Origin of the sequence: Corynebacterium sp. HMSC30G07, assembly GCF_001806945.1 — a bacterium.
Lineage (GTDB): Bacteria > Actinomycetota > Actinomycetes > Mycobacteriales > Mycobacteriaceae > Corynebacterium > Corynebacterium riegelii.
Map to the genome: position 1 here is coordinate 1 of NZ_KV786455.1, position 16,107 is coordinate 16,107.

General features: G+C 61.6%; 16 protein-coding genes. 6 read left to right on the plus strand and 10 right to left on the minus strand.

Features of this window, described 5'->3' with window-relative positions:
- Nucleotides 1–201: 201 nt before the first annotated feature.
- Nucleotides 202–1,314 carry an MFS transporter gene (locus HMPREF3104_RS03935; protein ID WP_083278921.1) on the plus strand — a complete coding sequence of 371 codons (1,113 nt, stop codon included), beginning with the start codon at nt 202–204 and terminating at the stop codon, nt 1,312–1,314.
- Here HMPREF3104_RS03935 and HMPREF3104_RS12435 read toward each other — a convergent pair.
- A complete protein-coding gene (locus HMPREF3104_RS12435) occupies nt 1,311–1,976 on the minus strand; it encodes an ABC transporter ATP-binding protein (RefSeq protein ID WP_070494479.1) in 666 nt (221 codons plus the stop codon). The two genes, HMPREF3104_RS03935 and HMPREF3104_RS12435, sit on opposite strands and share 4 nt — an antisense overlap.
- Nucleotides 1,977–2,948 carry an ABC transporter permease gene (locus HMPREF3104_RS12440; protein WP_070494481.1) on the minus strand — a complete coding sequence of 324 codons (972 nt, stop codon included), beginning with the start codon at nt 2,946–2,948 and terminating at the stop codon, nt 1,977–1,979.
- Between the two features lie 90 nt (nt 2,949–3,038).
- On the opposite strand from HMPREF3104_RS12440, the gene HMPREF3104_RS03950 reads away from it, so the two are divergent.
- Nucleotides 3,039–4,136, plus strand: a complete 1,098-nt coding sequence (locus HMPREF3104_RS03950; protein WP_070494499.1) for a sensor histidine kinase — start codon at nt 3,039–3,041, stop codon at nt 4,134–4,136.
- Nucleotides 4,133–4,732 carry a response regulator gene (locus tag HMPREF3104_RS03955; protein WP_070494483.1) on the plus strand — a complete coding sequence of 200 codons (600 nt, stop codon included), beginning with the start codon at nt 4,133–4,135 and terminating at the stop codon, nt 4,730–4,732. The genes HMPREF3104_RS03950 and HMPREF3104_RS03955 overlap by 4 nt, the downstream gene beginning before the upstream one ends.
- Nucleotides 4,733–4,748: 16 nt before the next feature.
- Here the strand turns inward: HMPREF3104_RS03955 and HMPREF3104_RS03960 are convergent, their stop codons facing one another.
- Nucleotides 4,749–5,921: a multidrug effflux MFS transporter gene (locus HMPREF3104_RS03960; RefSeq protein ID WP_070494500.1), complete on the minus strand. Its 1,173-nt coding sequence runs from the start codon at nt 5,919–5,921 to the stop codon at nt 4,749–4,751.
- An 18-nt stretch (nt 5,922–5,939) separates the two neighbouring features.
- Between HMPREF3104_RS03960 and HMPREF3104_RS03965 the strand changes: the two genes are divergently transcribed.
- On the plus strand, nt 5,940–6,569 hold the full coding sequence (locus tag HMPREF3104_RS03965) for a pirin family protein (RefSeq protein WP_070494485.1): 630 nt from the start codon (nt 5,940–5,942) through the stop codon (nt 6,567–6,569).
- 6 nt (nt 6,570–6,575) lie between these two features.
- Nucleotides 6,576–7,943, plus strand: coding sequence for an IS1096 element passenger TnpR family protein (locus tag HMPREF3104_RS03970; protein ID WP_070494487.1), 1,368 nt, complete (start codon nt 6,576–6,578; stop codon nt 7,941–7,943).
- Between the two features lie 7 nt (nt 7,944–7,950).
- On the opposite strand, the gene HMPREF3104_RS03975 is transcribed toward HMPREF3104_RS03970, so the two are convergent.
- From HMPREF3104_RS03975 to HMPREF3104_RS04000, 6 genes are all read right to left on the minus strand, one after another.
- The gene (locus tag HMPREF3104_RS03975) at nt 7,951–8,382 is read right to left on the minus strand and encodes a VanZ family protein (protein ID WP_083278918.1); all 432 of its coding nucleotides are present in this window, start codon (nt 8,380–8,382) and stop codon (nt 7,951–7,953) included.
- A gap of 3 nt (nt 8,383–8,385) precedes the next feature.
- On the minus strand, nt 8,386–9,348 hold the full coding sequence (locus HMPREF3104_RS03980; protein WP_070494489.1) for a hypothetical protein: 963 nt from the start codon (nt 9,346–9,348) through the stop codon (nt 8,386–8,388).
- Nucleotides 9,349–9,372: 24 nt separating this feature from the next.
- Complete coding sequence (gene leuS, locus HMPREF3104_RS03985; RefSeq protein ID WP_070494491.1) at nt 9,373–12,213, minus strand: leucine--tRNA ligase; 2,841 nt, start codon at nt 12,211–12,213, stop codon at nt 9,373–9,375.
- Nucleotides 12,214–12,514: 301 nt separating this feature from the next.
- Nucleotides 12,515–14,251 carry an RNA-binding domain-containing protein gene (locus HMPREF3104_RS03990; protein WP_070494501.1) on the minus strand — a complete coding sequence of 579 codons (1,737 nt, stop codon included), beginning with the start codon at nt 14,249–14,251 and terminating at the stop codon, nt 12,515–12,517.
- A gap of 181 nt (nt 14,252–14,432) precedes the next feature.
- Entirely contained in the window at nt 14,433–14,804 is a 372-nt protein-coding gene (locus tag HMPREF3104_RS03995; protein ID WP_083278919.1) for a FluC/FEX family fluoride channel, read from the minus strand.
- A 12-nt stretch (nt 14,805–14,816) separates the two neighbouring features.
- Complete coding sequence (locus HMPREF3104_RS04000) at nt 14,817–15,167, minus strand: CrcB family protein (protein WP_070494495.1); 351 nt, start codon at nt 15,165–15,167, stop codon at nt 14,817–14,819.
- 42 nt (nt 15,168–15,209) lie between these two features.
- Between HMPREF3104_RS04000 and HMPREF3104_RS04005 the strand changes: the two genes are divergently transcribed.
- On the plus strand, nt 15,210–15,494 hold the full coding sequence (locus HMPREF3104_RS04005) for a hypothetical protein (protein WP_070494497.1): 285 nt from the start codon (nt 15,210–15,212) through the stop codon (nt 15,492–15,494).
- Here the strand turns inward: HMPREF3104_RS04005 and HMPREF3104_RS04010 are convergent.
- Nucleotides 15,491–16,012 carry a flavodoxin domain-containing protein gene (locus tag HMPREF3104_RS04010; protein WP_070494498.1) on the minus strand — a complete coding sequence of 174 codons (522 nt, stop codon included), beginning with the start codon at nt 16,010–16,012 and terminating at the stop codon, nt 15,491–15,493. The two genes, HMPREF3104_RS04005 and HMPREF3104_RS04010, sit on opposite strands and share 4 nt — an antisense overlap.
- Nucleotides 16,013–16,107: the final 95 nt, after the last annotated feature.

A 16,107-nucleotide genomic window follows, 5' to 3' on the forward strand; every position in this document is an offset into this window, starting at 1 on the left:
CCGGAGCACGGCCAGAGCAACCCGGTGCACGGCCGAAACGCGGCCAGGGCGGGCCAGGGCGGGGCGGCGCGGGAACAGGCCGGCGTCGGCACGCAGGCCCCCGCTGTTCAGTGACGCAGTTCGGCCGCATCACGCGAATGCGCGTATGGTGCAAGCGTGCAAGCACCAAAGTCCCAGATGCAGATCGTGCCGCTGATGGCGATGAGCTTCGCGGCGTTTGTGTACGTCACGTATGAGATGTTTGCGATTGGGTTGATCTCCCCAATGGCGGTTGACCTGGGCGTGACGGAGGGCCAGATCGGCCTGCTTATGACGGTGTACGCGGGTTTGGTTGCCGTGGTGACTATCCCGTTGATGCATTACACGCGGCGGATGAACCGTAGGCCGTTGTTTATTGCCACGCTGGCGTTTTTGCTCACGGGCATTGTGTTGCAGGCGATCGCTACGAGTTATCCCATGTTGGTGGTTGGTCGTGTGACGGCGGCGTTTACGCATGGGTTGTTTTGGTCGTTGGTCAACCCGATGGCGGCGAGGTTGGCGCCGGCGGGTCAGATGGGTAAGGCGGTGGCGGCGGTGTCGTTTGGCTCGACGATGTCGACGGTGTTGGGTGCGCCGATGACCACCGCGGTTGGTCACGCGATTGGGTGGCGTAACGCTACGTGGCTGCTGGGTGTTGGCGCGATTGTGGCGTTCTTACTGCTGCTCAAGACGCTGCCGAGCATGCCAGCGAAGCCCCCGGTCAAGACCGCGAATGTGCAGAAGACGAAGTCTGCGTTGCCGTCGTTGGTGTTTTACTTAACGTTTTCGGTCACGGCGCTGTTTGCCACGTTTACGTACCTGGCGTTGTTGTTGCAGGATACGGCTGGTGAGCGGTGGGTCGCGCCGGGCTTGGCGCTCTATGGCGTGGTGGGCATTATTTTTGTGGTGGTCGCGGGCCGCCGGGTGGATGCCCGCATGATCCGGTTGAACGGCTTTGATGCACTTTTCTTAATGACGTCCGCGTTCACCGGCCTTCTCGCCCTCCAGCAACAAAGCGGCGTGCTGATGTTTGTGGCGGTTGCGTTGCTGGGCATGTCCTCAGGCACATTGCCGACGGCTGCGACCACGATCTTCATGCACGCCGGCAAGGGCAACCAGGACATGGCGAGTTCTATTTACGTGGTCACGTTCCAGGTGGGTATCGCCGCCGGTTCCGCGCTCGGCGCGGCCAGCGTGGACGCCGGGTACCTCAGCGGCACGTTGTTGATCACGCTCATACTCGGCGCGGCGGCGCTGGTGACGTTGGTCGGGTTCTCCCGCCCGCGCCTGCGCTAAACCAGCACAGATTCGCGGGCGCTGAGGCGCTGGACGTGGCCGTCGCGGACTTCGTACACGGCGTCATCCGGGGTGATCATGGACCGGTTGTGGGTGACAAAGCCGCAGGCCACGCCGGTATCGGCTACCAGCGATCGGAGGAGAGACACGATTTCTTCGGTGCGGGTGGAGTCGAGGGCGGCGGTTGGTTCGTCGGCAAGAATGAGCGAGGGCTCCCCCATCAACGCGCGTGCGATGCCGACGCGTTGGCGCTGGCCGCCGGAGAGTTGCTGCATCTTGCGGTCGCCGAGCCCGTCCAATCCGACCTTGGCTAGGAGTTCGTCGGCGCGGTCTTTGCGTGGTTTGATGCCGCGCATGTGGTCGGTGATCAGCAGCTGGTCGCGTACGTTGAGCGCCCCGATGAGGTTCGCCTGTTGGAAGATCATGCCGATCCTTGTTAGGCGGGTGTGGTTGGTGACGGGGGTGGCGTCGATAAGAATGCTGCCGCTGTCGGGGGTGATCAGGCCGGCGGCGGCGGAGAGCAGGGTGGATTTGCCGGAGCCGGATTCGCCGACGATGAAGGTGATTTCGCCGTCGCGGGCGGTGAAGGTGGCGTTGTCGAGTGCGGTGATGGTGTCTTGGCCGTCTTTGAAGGTGACGGTGACGTTTTCCATGGTGAGCATTTAGGCGATGCCTCCGAGTGCGAGCTGGGGTTGGACGTTGGTAATCGAGCGGGTGGCTATCAGGGCGCCGACCATGCCAAGGGCGAAGATGCCGAGCGGCGGGCCGACGGTGGTCAGGGTGCTGAGCGTGAATGGCACGGTGCCGGATGCGAGTGCGCCAAGCGCGCGTGCGATGCCGGTGCCCAGGATCACGCCGAAGCCGAGGAGGATTGCGGACTGGCCGAGGGCGTCTTTACGCAGGTAGGCGTTGGAGCCGCCGATGGCCTTGAGGATGGCCAGGTCGCGGGTGCGCTGCATGGTCCACACGGTGAGGAATGCGACGATGACCAGCGCGGCGATGGCGTAGAGGAACCCTTGGATCATGAGCAGGGAGCCTTGTTCGGAGCCGTAGGCGGGCAGGCCGGCAAAGGATTCGCGCAGGCTGAGCCCGCTGTCGTTGGCGGCGAGGAGCACGGTGCCGTCGGCGTCGGTGTGCATGGCGGTTTGCCAGATTTCGGTTGGCACCCACAGTACGGGTGAGTGGGCAAATTCCAGGGGGCTAGTTAGCTTATCGACGCCCACCTGCTGCCCACCAACCTCCACCACCTCGCCCGCGGCGAGGTCGAGGGACGTTGACGCGATGGCGCCGTCGCCGAGGGTTTCGCCGCCGGGCAGCATGGTGCCTTTGGGCAGGGCGAGGATGGCAACGGCGTCTTCGGTGCCGTTAGCACGCGTGAGCAGGGTTTGTGCGGTGCCGAGTGGCGTCGTGCCCGCTTCGGCGTCAACGCGCGAGGTGGTAAATGATGGGTCCTCGTTGTCTTGGAACACCACGGACTGTGGGTTGAGCGCCTCAAGCGCGGAGGTGTTTTGTTTGCCAAGGCCCGCGGTGAGTCCGGTGAGCATGACCACCAGGAGGGTGATCAGCGCGACGGTGCCGGCGATCAGCCCGAAACGCCCGCGGGCGTTCGTGATTTCTCTCAAAGCTAGGAACATGGCCCCTATTGTGCGTGTGACCTGGGGATTTCCACATCGGGCGGGCGGTTGAAATCTGCCTCAACCGTTCGGTTGATAGGTTTGGGCGTTGTGAAGACCACCAACCACATTTTGGTTTTGTTGAGCGTGAGCTTGCACGTGCTGACGGCTGTGCTGCTTGGTGTTGGCTTGTTAAGCGCAAGCCAAGGAGAAGCGTTGAACCCGGTGACGGTGCTTCTGGTGGCGGCGTTTGCTGCTGTGTATTTGGCGGGCACGGTGTGGGCGCATCAGGGCCGTGAGGTGTCACGGGCGGCGTCGTATGCGTGGCTGGCGCTGATCGTTGCGTTGTGGGCGGCGCTTGGGGTGCGCACGAGTGCGTTTGTGTGGTTGGAGTTTCCGCTGGTGATTTTGGCGCAGCTGCTGTTGCCGAGCGGGTTGGGTCTTTCTGTGGCGGCGGCGTTGTTGGTGGCAACGCTTGGGCGCACGGTGCCGGATGCGGGCTGGGCGGGTTTTATTGGCCCGACGATTGGCACGCTGCTTGCGGTGTTCATTGTGTATGCCTACCAGGCGCTGCGGCAGGAAACGGAGATGTATAAGGCGCTGGAGCATGCCGCGGGTGTGGCTGAGGAGCGTGCTCGGCTTTCGCGCGAGGTGCATGACACGATGGCGCAGGGGTTGAGCTCTATCGTGTTGCTCGGCCGGGCGTTGGATAAGCAGCTGGGTGGTAATGAAAAGGCGCGTGCCACCTTGGATACGATTCGGTCGACTGCCTCGGAAAACCTGGCGGCAGCAAGGCGGTTTGTTGCGGTCAACGCTCCCCCGGCAGCTCCCCTGCCCACGCGCCTTCATGAGCTTGCCGCAAGCGCCGAGGAGCGCCAACGCGCGCTGGGCCATGCGCTTCGCGTGCAGGTCAACGCGGATACGGACGTGCCGGAGCCGGCGGCCAGTGTGATTGAGCGCGTGGTGCGCGAGGGTGTGAGCAACATTGAGCGCCACTCGCGCGCGGATCTCGCGGTGATCACGGTAGACGTCTCTGGGGACGGCTCTGGCCGTGTGGCTACGGTGGACGTGTATGACAACGGTGATGGCATCATCGGCGAGGAAGGCTTTGGCATCAAGGGCCTGCGCGCCCGTTTGGCTGAGGTCGGTGGCACCTTGACTATCGACGGCTCCGTGCTCGCCGCCAGCGTCCCTGTGGAGGAACAATGATCAGGATCATGCTTATAGACGACCATCCGGTCGTCCGCGCCGGCTTACGCGCAGTACTGAACTCTTTTGGTGACGTTGAGGTGGTCGCCGAGGCTGACAATGGCAACGCCGAAGTCCCGGACGATGTGGACGTGGTGGTCACGGACATCCAGATGCCGGGCTCAAGCGGCATCGACCTGACCAGGCGGTTGACCAAGGCGGGCGGTCCCCCGGTGTTGATCCTGACCACGTATGACACGCAGTCTGACGTGCTGGCCGCCATGGAGGCCGGTGCCTTGGGCTACCTGCTGAAAGACGCCCCCGAGGAAGACCTCCACAACGCCGTGTTAAAAGCCGCCCGGCGCGAGCGTGTGCTGTCTCCCCAGGCAGCGGGCGTGCTGGCAGATCGAGTGATGAACCCGAACGAGGCCCTCTCCATACGCGAGATTGAGATCCTCCAGGCGCTGAAAACGGGGGCGTCCAACAGGCAGATTGCGGATCAGCTGTTCATCTCGCTGGCCACGGTGAAGACGCACCTGATCCACATCTACGAAAAGCTCGGGGTGGATAACCGCACCGCGGCGGTGCAGCAAGCCCAGGACCGCAGGATTATTTAGCGCTGGCCAGCGCTAGCTATTTGGCGCGGGTGAGCACTTGCATGCCCGCAAACGCCGCGCCCGCGCACACCAGAGACACCACCGACATGGTCAGCGCGTGGTTGGAGCCCAGGCCGACCAGTGCTGGGACCACGCCCGCGATCAAAAACTGCGCAAAGCCCATCGCGCCGCTGCCGGCACCCGCGCCGATCGCGCGGATCTCCTCCACCGCAAGCGCCGCCGCGTTTGCGGAGATGAACCCGGACATCATGGCCAAAATGGCAAGACAGGCCACCACGGGGACCAACGATGGGCGGGTCAGAGAAAGGATGATGAGGATGGTGGTCACGCAGGCGTCGATAAGCAAAGCCCAAACCAACACCTTCCTGGGGGCAACCGAGCGAACCACGCGCATGTTCAAGGCGTTGGAGATGGGAAACAGCAGCGCGATCGCGCCGAAGGTGAACGCGTAGGCGGTGGGCGATTGGCCGAGTTGCACCTGCAGGACCAGGGGTGAGCCGGAGATGTAGGCGAAGAGCGCGCCGAAGCCGAGCGCGCCGGCGAGCATGTAGCCGACGAACACGGGGTGCTGCAGGCAGCGCCAAATACGCGAGGCCAGGCCGCTCAGCGCACCGGGCGAGCGCTTCTCCGCGGGCAGTGTTTCCGGCATGCGCAGCGCCACAACCAGCTGCAACAGGTTCACACCCGCCAGCACCCAGAACACGCCGCGCCACCCCACCGTAGGAATCAGCAAACCACCGATGGCGGGCGCGAGCGCCGGCATGAACCCGGAGAGCGCCTGCAGGGCGGAAAACGCACGGGCCGCCGCCACACCGTGCACCAGGTCCGGCACCACGGCACGCGACACCACAATCACACACCCGCCGGCCAGGCCTTGGAGGAAACGTACCGCGATCAGCGTGCCAATGGTCGGCGCAAGCGCACACCCCACCGACGTGAGGAAGAAAATGACACTGGCAATGACCAGGGGGCGTTTGCGGCCGGTGCCGTCTGAAATCGCGCCGAACAGCAGGTTGCCCACCGCCATGCCGATCATGAACGCGGAGATGGTCAGCTGGACCGCGCCGGGGGTGGTGCCCAGTTCCTGCTGTAGTTGCGGCAGGCCGGGCAGGTACATGTCAATAGACAGCGGGCCGGCAGACGAGAAGATCGCCAGCGTAAGCATGAGTCCTGCTGAAAGTTGGTGCACGCAGGTACCATACAGCACATGGTGCACACTCAGGGAAGCCTCATCGGGGCATGGGATTTCGCAGCTACGGGTCGCCTGGCGCCGAAGCCGGGGCGTTTTTCAGTGCTTCTGCCTATCGACGCCACGTTGACCCTCACCGACCGCCACCACCTCTCCGAAGCAGTCTCTGCTGGCCAGGGCGCCGTGGTGACCTCCGGGGACAAAGTGTTGGTGGACGTTGGGGCTTCCGCCTACGGCGTGCAACTGGATGCGGTTGTGGATGCTGATGGTGCGGGCGCTGGCGCTGGTGAGAGCACTGTGGAGATTTACCAGCCAGACGTCTTTACCCTGCGCAGCGTGACCACGGAGCTGGTTGGCGAGGCCCGCGTGTTTGTCGGCTCCATGTTTGGGCAGACCTCCCCCGTTGTTCCCCCTTCCCCACTGGTTGCCGCGGAAATCCGCCTTGCACCAGGTGCGGAGGTGGCGATGACGCTGGAGCCGGACTTTGAATACGGCCTGCTCGCGGTGAGTGACGGGTTGGCTTTGCAAAATACGCGTGTTCCGCGCGGTGTTGTTGGCTACACTGACGTTGGTACGGCCACATGGGGCGTGAAGAATTTGGGGAATGAAGAGGCCCAAGCGGTCATCTTCGGGGGAAAGGTGTTTTAGAAAAGTATGAACGTCACTGTCTTGTTGTCCTTGGAGGGGGCGGACCCGGAGATTTCGCGTTGCGTGAACGTGGATTCGGCGATGCACTTGGGTCACCTCAGCGCGGTGATTGATGCGGCGTTTGGGTTTTCCGGTGCGGCGACGCACCTGTACACCCAGGGTGAGGGTGGTTTCCGCAAGCTATACACGGCGCATCCTGGTCCTGGGGAGCTGAGCGAGACGAGTCTTACCGTTGGGGATATTACCCCGATGACCTATATCTATGACCCGGCGGCGAACTGGAACATCGCCGTTGAGTTGCTCGGCCCAACCCAGTTAGATTCGCCGACGCCGGCGTTGGTGGACGCGGCGGGCCCCGACATTGTTGAGGCCGCGCATGGTCCGGCGATGATGACCAAGTTCCGAATTGAGGCGCGCCGTATCGCTGCAGGTCTGGCACCGAATATGGAGATCACTCCCCTGCTGCTGAGCTACCTGCCGGTGATGAGCCCGGAGCGGATCCTGCAGCGGCTGACGGTGGCTGACCAGGTTGCCGTGGCAACGCGTATCAGCCTGGCGGCAGAAGAACTGTTCTACGGCGAGGAGTTTGCCAAGGCGCCGTTCCACCAGGCGGACCTGGCGGAAGAGTTTGAGAACTTTTTGGACTCGCGCCCAGACCTGCGCGAGATCATCCAGACGGACCCGGAGGCGGACCGCAACCCTACCCTGCTTGCCGCGGTGGCGGACTTTTTTGATTCCCACCTTGGTGAGCCCGAGGTTGATTTTCTGGACGAGACGCCGCCGCACCTTATGCCTGACTTCCCCGGCGCATTCGAGGAGGCCACGATGGATGACGTCGTGCGCGACCTGATGGAGATCTTCCTCGACCCGGTAAAGCTCACCGCGAAAAAGGGCCAGTTGCCTACCGCTGTGGTCCAGGAGATCAGTGACGTGCTCAATATCACGTCCTGGTACTCCCGCCCAACCGAGACATCCATCCCGGGAGTCCACGAAGTGCGCAAGCTGTTGGAAGGCGCCGGCTTTATCGGGGTGACCAGTAAAAAAACGCTGGAAGTTACAGATCTTGGCTTTGACCTGCTCAACTCCATCGACATGACCGGCGTATTTATCCCGGAGTGGGCGCGCGGCTTTGAACACGCCTTTGGTGAAACGCTGTGGCGTGAAAGCTTGACCACCCTGGGCAATATGTTCAACCTTGGCACCGAGTACGGCATTGAAAACAAGCTAGGCCGCATGCCCGAGAACTTCTCGGATGTTGTGAGCCTGCTGATTAGCTTCGCGGCCTTGGATGACAGCAGCAAGCACATGGCAATCACCCCGGAGGCTCGCCGCATGTTTGGCCGCATGCTGGACTACTACAAGCACGGGATCTAGCGCGCTTCTAACGCGGGCGCGCATACCAGGCAGCGGCGGCGCGGGCGCCGAGGTAGGTGCCGAGGGTGTTGCACCAGACGTCGTCAAGATCCGAAAAGCCCACCGCCAGGATGTACTGCGCGGTTTCGATGCCCAAGCTGAGCAGTAGGCCGCAGAGCGTGGCGCGGCGCACGCTGTCGCGGAAAAACACCCAGCCCACGGGCACAAACAGGGCGATGTTGCCAAACAGGTTGAACCACGGGCCCCACCACACCCGCGGGTGGATGAACGTTTCAAAGGGAATCAACCGCAGCTGGCGCACCTCGTGCGCTTGGGCCTCCCACAGGCCGGGTACTGAAAAGTAGGCCTTGCCCAGGGTGAGCACGAAGATTACCGCGAAAACGAAAACGGCGAGCACCGGAGAAACCCGGTGCCCACCGCTGAAGCGTTTGGCAGCCACGCGCTAGGAGGTGGCCTCGTGCGGGACGGGTCCGCCGGAGACCTGTCGGTAGGCGTGCGCCTGCGCCAGGTAGACCACCGGCGCAAGCAGCACGGTGAGCAGGAAGGTCAGGCCCGTGCCCGCCCAGACGTTGAAGCCCATCACGTCAACCGCCGCAGCCGGGATCGCAGCACCCACGCCAACGACCAGGCTAAACAGCAAGAGCAGCAGGGTAGTGCCGTAGTTGCGCTTGGCGGCCTTCATGCCTTCGCCCAGGCAGAAGCCGAAGCTGCCCGCGTTATCTGCGGCGTAGAACACCGGGTACACCGCAAATGGCGCCACCAGGGCGAACACCAAGGCACCGGCAATCACGCCGGGCATGGCAGCCACAGCCATGTTCACCATCTGCTCTTGGATTTGCTCTTGGCTCATGTTGGCAGTATCGCCAAAAGCAGTCGGGTCAAAACCCGTCACGGCCAGGGTGATCACAAACGCAATGGCGGCCAGGATGATACCGACAAGGCCAACCAGCATGCGGTTGACCACAGACACGCCCAACGCCTTGCCGTAGGCGGGGGAGTTCGGCTTAGCCACCTGCGTAGTCAACGTCTGCTGCAACGCCGCGCTGGCAAACACCGGGTCCAACAGCACACGCGCAATGGTAAACAGCAGGCCAAAGAGCGCAAGCCCCGGGATCTGATCCGCAACGCCCAACACCGCCATGAGTACGCCAAGGAGCAGCCAGAACTTCGGGTTGGTCTTGTACACGCCAAACGTCCAGGCAATCGCCTGGCCCACGCGCAATTTGCCGGTGCCCTTGGTGTGGCTGTAGCCATTCGCCGCGGGGTCGTTGATCGGGTGTGGGGTATCGGTGTCGCCAAAGTAGCCGTCTACAAGCCGGGTGCCATGGAAACGCTGCGCGTTAGCACCCGCAAGATCAGCGGCGGAGTTTACTTCGAATCGGGCAAAGTCGTCGGGGACAGTCAAAAATTCTCCTTATTTTGTTGCTGTTTACTTCACTACAAGGTTGACCATGCGGCCCGGCACCACAATGGTCTTCACCACGGTCTTGCCGTCCGTCAGTTCCACAACCTTCGGGTCTGCAAGAGCAATTGTGGCGATCTCGTCTTGGGATGCGTCGGTAGGAACATCAATTCTCGCTTTGACTTTCCCGTTGATTTGGATGGGCAGTTCCACGGTGTCGTCGACAAGCAACTGCTCATCAAAGGTCGGGAATGGCTCAAAGGTGATGGTGCCGGTGTGGCCGAGCTGTGCCCACAATTCCTCAGCGATGTGCGGCGCGAGCGGGGAGACCATCTGCACCAGGGGAGTCACGGCCGCGCGCGGGGCACCAATCGGGTAGGCCTTGGTCAGGTAGTTGACGTACTCGATGAGCTTGGCGGCAACGGTGTTGTCGCGCAGGTGCTCATAATCGTCGCGCACACCGGCGATGGTGCGGTGCAGCTGCTTCTCATCATCGCTGGTCAAAGCGTTATCGGTGACGGTGACGTTGCCGGTTTCCTCATCCACCACCAGGCGCCACAGGCGCTGCAGGAAGCGGTGCGCACCCACAACGTCCTTCGTGGCCCACGGGCGGGAGGTGTCCAGCGGGCCCATCGACATCTCGTAGACACGCAGGGTGTCCGCACCGTAATCACGCACCACATCATCCGGCGCCACGGCGTTCTTCAGGGACTTGCCCATCTTGCCGTACTCGCGGTTGACTTCCTCGCCGTTGTAGTAGAACTTGCCGTCCTTCTCCTCAACCTCGGCGGCCGGGACGTAGATGCCGCGGGAATCCGTAAACGCGTAGGCCTGGATGTAACCCTGGTTGAACAGGCGGCGGTACGGCTCCTTGGAGGTAACAAAGCCCAGGTCATAGAGCACCTTGTGCCAGAAACGCGCGTAGAGCAAGTGCAGCACGGCATGCTCCACGCCGCCCACGTACAGGTCCACGCCACCCGGGTCATTCTCGCCGCGCGGGCCGGTCCAGTACTCCTCATTCTTAATGTTGACAAACTCATCCGAGTTCGTCGGATCGATGTATCGCAGCTGGTACCAGGAAGAACCGGCCCACTGCGGCATCACGTTCGTGTCACGACGATACTGCTGCTCACCATGGCCCAAATCCATGGTCACGTTCACCCAGTCCGTGGCCTTGGCCAGCGGGGGAGAAGGCTCCGAATCCTTGTCGTCCGGGTCAAAGGACACCGGCTTGTAGTCCTCAACCTCCGGCAGCTCTACCGGCAGCTGGTCCTCCGGAATGCCGTGCGCCTGGCCGTTTTCGTCATACACAATTGGGAAGGGCTCGCCCCAGTAGCGCTGGCGGGCAAACAGCCAGTCGCGCAGCTTGTACTGGATTTTTTCGGAGCCTTTTTGCTTATCGACGAGCCACGCAATCGCCTGGTCAACGCCCTCCTGCTTGCCCAGGCCGTTGAGATCAAGGCCGTCCTGGTTGGCGGAGTTGATGTGCGGGGCGTCGCCCACAAACGCTTCCTCGGTAACGTCGGCGTCCAGCACCGGGATAATCGGCAGGCCGAAGACGGTGGCGAACTCATAGTCGCGCTCATCGTGCGCCGGCACCGCCATAATTGCGCCCGTGCCGTAGCCGGTGAGCACGTAGTCCGCGATGAAGATCGGCACCTGCTCACCATTGACCGGGTTCGTGGCGTACGAGCCGGTAAACACGCCGGTCTTTTCCTTGTTCTCCTGACGCTCAAGGTCGCTCTTTGCGGCGATGGCGTCCAGGTACGCGCTGATTGCCTCACGCGGGGTCTGTTTGCCGTTGGTCCAGCGGGCGTCGATACCGTCGGCGTAAGCGTCGGTGGTTAGTTCATTGACCAGCTCGTGCTCCGGGGCGAGCACCACGTAGGTCGCGCCGAACAGCGTGTCCGGACGGGTGGTGAACACCTCAATCGGGCCAGCAAGGGAGTCAAACGCAACCTCCGCACCGCGGGAGCGGCCGATCCAGTTGCGCTGCATGGCTTTGACCTTCTCCGGCCAATCCAGCAACTCCAGATCATCCAACAGACGATCCGAGTAATCCGTAATCCGCATCATCCACTGCTTCAGACGCTTGCGGTAGACGGGGAAGTTGCCGCGCTCAGACTTACCATCCGCCGTAACCTCCTCATTAGCCAGCACCGTGCCCAGGCCCGGGCACCAGTTGACCATGGAATCCGCAAGGTAGACCAGGCGGAACTCATCAATCGCCTTGTGCTTTTCCTCCGTGGTCAGGTCCTTGAAGTCACGACCATCCTTCGTAGTACGCGCGCCCGAAAGAAGGTCCTTGACCAGGTCCTCGATCGGGCGGGCCTTCTGCAGGTCCTCATCAAACCAGGCGTTATAAATCTGCAGGAAAATCCACTGCGTCCACTTGTAAAACTCCGGATCCGTGGTGGCCACAGCACGACGCTTATCGTGCCCCAAACCCAACTGACCCAGCTGGCGCTCCATGTTGGCAATGTTGGCCTCAGTAGTGGTGCGCGGGTGCGTACCCGTCTGGATTGCGTACTGCTCCGCCGGCAGACCAAACGCGTCATACCCCAGCGTGTGCAGGACGTTCTTGCCCAGCATGCGGTTGTAGCGGGCGTACACATCCGTTGCAATATAGCCCAGCGGGTGCCCCACGTGCAGACCCGCACCAGAAGGGTACGGGAACATGTCCTGGACGTTCAGCTTCTCCTTCGGCAGCTGCGCCGTCTCGCCATCGGAGGCCTGTGGCGCCAAATCACCCGTGGGATTCGGAGCGTTGAACGTGCCGTTGTCGCGCCAGTACTGCTGCCACTTCTGCTCAATGGTGTTCGCCAGATCAGCGGTGTAGCGGTGCGCGGTGGGATTCGCGTTAGTCATGGTTAGCCAGTGTAATAGCTGGGCTGGTTGGCGGGGTTTGGGGTGCTTGAGCTTGGCTTGGGCTTGGCTTGGGCTTGGCCCGGGGGAGCTTTTTTGAATTGCGGCAGCATGTTGCCAAACCGGGGATAGTTGCCGCAATAGCGGAATTTCCCCAGGGAATTGTTTTTTTGGTGGAAATGGATCGGAGAAACAATTCGGAAACAATTAGGCGAAGAATTCGGGGAGAATTAGGGGCATTGTCTTACGTTTTTGCTGGTCAGCGAATTGTTCGGAATTGTTTGGAATTGTTCTAGGTGCGGGTTCAAGCACTGATCCAGCGGGTGCCTCGTCCACGTTGCGGCCCTGTGGGATCTATACGAGCACGGCCTAAAGACCGCAGGTGCCGCAAGATTCGTCCGGCCTCCACCGGGCTAATGCCCGCAAAGGTGGCAATGTCTGAGGCTTGGAGCGCTTCCCCGTCTGCAAGACGCGCCTCCACCCACTCCTGCACACTTACCGTGGGTAATCCCTCACGGTTAGCAAGACCAAGGAGGTTGCGTGCTTCGTCGCTGAGCACCCACTCGTCAGCGTCACGAACCGCCTGAAGCACGCCACGGTCCACCATCTCTGACATCAGTTCCCGAACCAGCAGGGGAGAGCTTTGCGTTTTCTCCGCGGCAGTGTGCTCAGTGATAATCGGTGCGGAGTTGAGGTGCCAAAGAACAATCAGTGCATCGACGCTGTTCATCAGCGCTTCGCCATACCTTTGGGACAAACGCTGCAAGCCCTTCACAAAATTTGTATCGGGCTCCTGCGCGGCAAGAATCACCTGCACATGCGCCGGCGTGGCCTCCACCTCAGGCACATCACGCCCCGACCGGATCATCGCCGCCCACATGCGGTCAAAACCGCGGGAGCTTTCCTCCGCAAGGCCAAGGGTGCGCATCGCAGCCATTAAGCGGTTATTCCTTGGAACAGACGGCGTTGATAGCAGCCTGCCCACCGACACCCCCGGCGGCAGAGGGCCAGGTGAAGATACTTTCAGCGTGCGGTTGGACTGCTCCACAACAACCGGACCGGGAATGCGCCAGTCGCGGTGGATGACTGCGTTGGACACAACTTCATCAACAGCCTGGGCGGGAAAGCGGGGGATTGCGGTTTCGGTGCCGTCGTCAAAAAGCACACGCTCAATTTCCTGGTTACCTTTCTCCGCGATGATCCGCCTCAGCCGAGGTAAAGCCAGAAGAATCGGCTCCGAAATCTCCGTGACCTTGGGATCCGATCCGGGGAAATCACGCCACAAATGCTGGATCACAATATCTGTGGGATCCGGATCGGCGAGGAGGATTTCGCCGGCGCGCTTCAAGCGTGCGTCGTCACGCAAAAGCCCCAATTCCTTGAGCAAACCCGCAGTGGTGGCTGGGACCAAGGCGTCGCTGCCGGAGCGTTGGCGGTGCGCCCGCAGCATGCGACGCGCCTCCTCAATCACCGGCAAACGCAGGTCCTCAACAGCCACATCCGAAGGCTCATTGGAGAAATCCGGGTTACGACGCGCCGCATCAATCGAACGCCGCTGCTCCTCAGTCATAGGAGCGCAAGAAAACTTCGCATCAGCTTGACGACGCTTCGCAGCACCATTCTTACGCGTATACAGCGCACGCGCCTCAGGAACATAGATCACCAGCAAACGAACACCCCACACATGGTGCTCAGTGACCACCACGTTCATATTCGGAACCGTATGCCCAAAAATTGACTGGGCAACATCTTCCTCGCCCAGCTCACACCCCAAAAACGCATCTGGGCCAGGTGTCTTATCCGCAACACCGACAACGATATAACCCGTGCCGGCGTCACTATTCGCCATACACACGGCCTCATCAATCAGCTTCTCCATAAGCCCCGCCCGCGCCCTATCCGCCCCAACCCGCAGACTCGGGTCCTCCTTAAACTCAAGAGTGAGCGACTCCTGCGAATCAGCAGTCTGGCCCTCATAAATGTTTTCAAGAGCCGAAGCCACAAACGGCGGAAGAGCTGCAAAGGAAGCCTGCGTATTCATAATTGCATCATACATTTCCCCAGGGAATTGTTTTTTCGGCGGAAATGGCGCGGGAAAACAATTCGGAAACAATTAGGCGAAGAATTCGGGGTTAATTAGGGGCATTTCCTGGCGTTTGTGCTGGTCAGCGAATTGTTTCGAATTGTTCGGAATTGTTTTAGGCAGAGACCTGGGCAGGCAGTTAAGCAATGCCGAAGCCCAGCAGTGCCCAATGGATGCCGATCGCGGCAGCACACACGGCGAGCAGGGCAGTGCCCACACCGTAGATGGCGGCGATAGCGTATTCGTGCTGGTCAATGAGCTGACCCAGTTGGCGAGCCAGCATGGCCAAGGTGGACAGCGATCCAGCAAATCCAATGCCGGCAAACGTTTGCCACTGGCCAGGCAACGCAAGCGTGAACCCCATGATTGCAGACGCAGTGAGGTTCGCCGTCAGTGTAGCTGCCAGCGGGTGGTCGATGGCCGTCATGAAACACCAGCGCACAAAGCCGCCAAGGACCCCGCCGATAAACACGGCAAGAGCGCTGATGAGTAAGGACGCCTGACTAAACATCACGAAACACCACTACACCTGCGCGTGGGTTCGGGTGGAGGAGCCGGCGAGGAAGGCTAACGTGGCCGTCGATAAGCAAAGTGCGATTGTGAACAAAGCCCAGGCAGCCGAGCTGTGCGCGCTGGCGAGCGCGACCGCCGAGAGCGTGGAGAAGCCGCCGAGGAAGCCCACGCCCCAGAACGGGCCCGGGTCGAAGTAGCCCATGGCAAAGCAGGCTGCCAGGTTCACCGCGAAGGTGACTGACATGGCGAGCATCTCCGGCGTGGTCGGATTCAGCCAGAACAGGAGCAGGAAGCGTGCCAGCGCCCCCAGCCCAGACCCCAACGCCACAATCAGGCCAGTGCGGAGGGAGTCAGCGTTCACGTGAGACGACTGTAGCACTCGGCACCGTTTACACTCCTAGGCATGCGTACCCGTACCATCGCCGCCGCTGTTGCGGTTTCCCTTGTCGCCGCCACGTCGGCGCCTGCGCTTGCTAACGAATCACGTCCCGGCTTCAGCGCCCCCGAACTGTCCTCTATGACATTGAACTGGTTCAACCCCGCCGCCTGGCCGGAGGATATGGAACAGGAGATGTCCCGGATGGGTTTGTTCGCCCTGTCATCGTTCTTTGGCCACCGTTTGATTGGCGCGATGATCTTCTTCCCGTTCGCGCTTTGGGGCTTAAGCAGCTACTACTTGCCGCGTTAGGTTGCTTGCTGCTTGTTGGCCCAATCGACGATCGGCTCCAAGCGTGCAAGGTCAACCCTGTCGAAGTCCTTGCCATAGGTGTCGATCATGTTGCGCTCATTGTCACTCTTGCGCGGCTTGATCTTTAACGCCGTGATCAGCGTGCGCATCACGCCTTTGTGCTGGACGTTGAGCTGCGAGTAGTTCAGGCGGCCAGGCAGGTAGAAGCGCTTCACGTGCGGGGCAAGGCCGCCGAGGAGCTTGCCGGTGGCGTCGGCTTTTTCTACCTCTTCATCAATGGTCATCCCGACGGTGACCAGGGCGATTGGGGTTTGCTCGACCTGCTTGGGGTCAAGCTGTTTGATGAGTTTCACGCCGTCATGCAGCGGGCCGTGCGCCGGCGCAAGGATCACCGTAGGGCCGTTGAGCGCGGGTGCGTCCGGGATCTGTTGGGCGGTGGTGTTGAGCTGCTTGGCGAGCGCTTCGGCGTACTGCCTGGTTGAGCCGTAGTAGGTGGAGTACAAGATGGTGCAGGACATGGGTCTATTGTGCCTTGGGGCGGGGGAGCCGGGGGAGCCGGGGGAGCAGGGGGAGCTTTTTTGAATTGCGGCAGCATGTTGCCAAACCGGGGATA

Excerpts from the sequence above, each read along its gene's own strand:
- HMPREF3104_RS03935 (WP_083278921.1), top strand. The coding sequence starts at position 202 with ATGAGCTTCGCGGCGTTTGTGTACGTCACGTATGAGATGTTTGCGATT.
- HMPREF3104_RS12435 (WP_070494479.1), bottom strand. The coding sequence starts at position 1,976 with ATGCTCACCATGGAAAACGTCACCGTCACCTTCAAAGACGGCCAAGAC.
- HMPREF3104_RS12440 (WP_070494481.1), bottom strand. The coding sequence starts at position 2,948 with ATGTTCCTAGCTTTGAGAGAAATCACGAACGCCCGCGGGCGTTTCGGG.
- HMPREF3104_RS03955 (WP_070494483.1), top strand. The coding sequence starts at position 4,133 with ATGATCAGGATCATGCTTATAGACGACCATCCGGTCGTCCGCGCCGGC.
- HMPREF3104_RS03965 (WP_070494485.1), top strand. The coding sequence starts at position 5,940 with ATGGTGCACACTCAGGGAAGCCTCATCGGGGCATGGGATTTCGCAGCT.
- HMPREF3104_RS03970 (WP_070494487.1), top strand. The coding sequence starts at position 6,576 with ATGAACGTCACTGTCTTGTTGTCCTTGGAGGGGGCGGACCCGGAGATT.
- leuS (WP_070494491.1), bottom strand. The coding sequence starts at position 12,213 with ATGACTAACGCGAATCCCACCGCGCACCGCTACACCGCTGATCTGGCG.
- HMPREF3104_RS03990 (WP_070494501.1), bottom strand. The coding sequence starts at position 14,251 with ATGAATACGCAGGCTTCCTTTGCAGCTCTTCCGCCGTTTGTGGCTTCG.
- HMPREF3104_RS03995 (WP_083278919.1), bottom strand. The coding sequence starts at position 14,804 with ATGTTTAGTCAGGCGTCCTTACTCATCAGCGCTCTTGCCGTGTTTATC.
- HMPREF3104_RS04005 (WP_070494497.1), top strand. The coding sequence starts at position 15,210 with ATGCGTACCCGTACCATCGCCGCCGCTGTTGCGGTTTCCCTTGTCGCC.
- HMPREF3104_RS04010 (WP_070494498.1), bottom strand. The coding sequence starts at position 16,012 with ATGTCCTGCACCATCTTGTACTCCACCTACTACGGCTCAACCAGGCAG.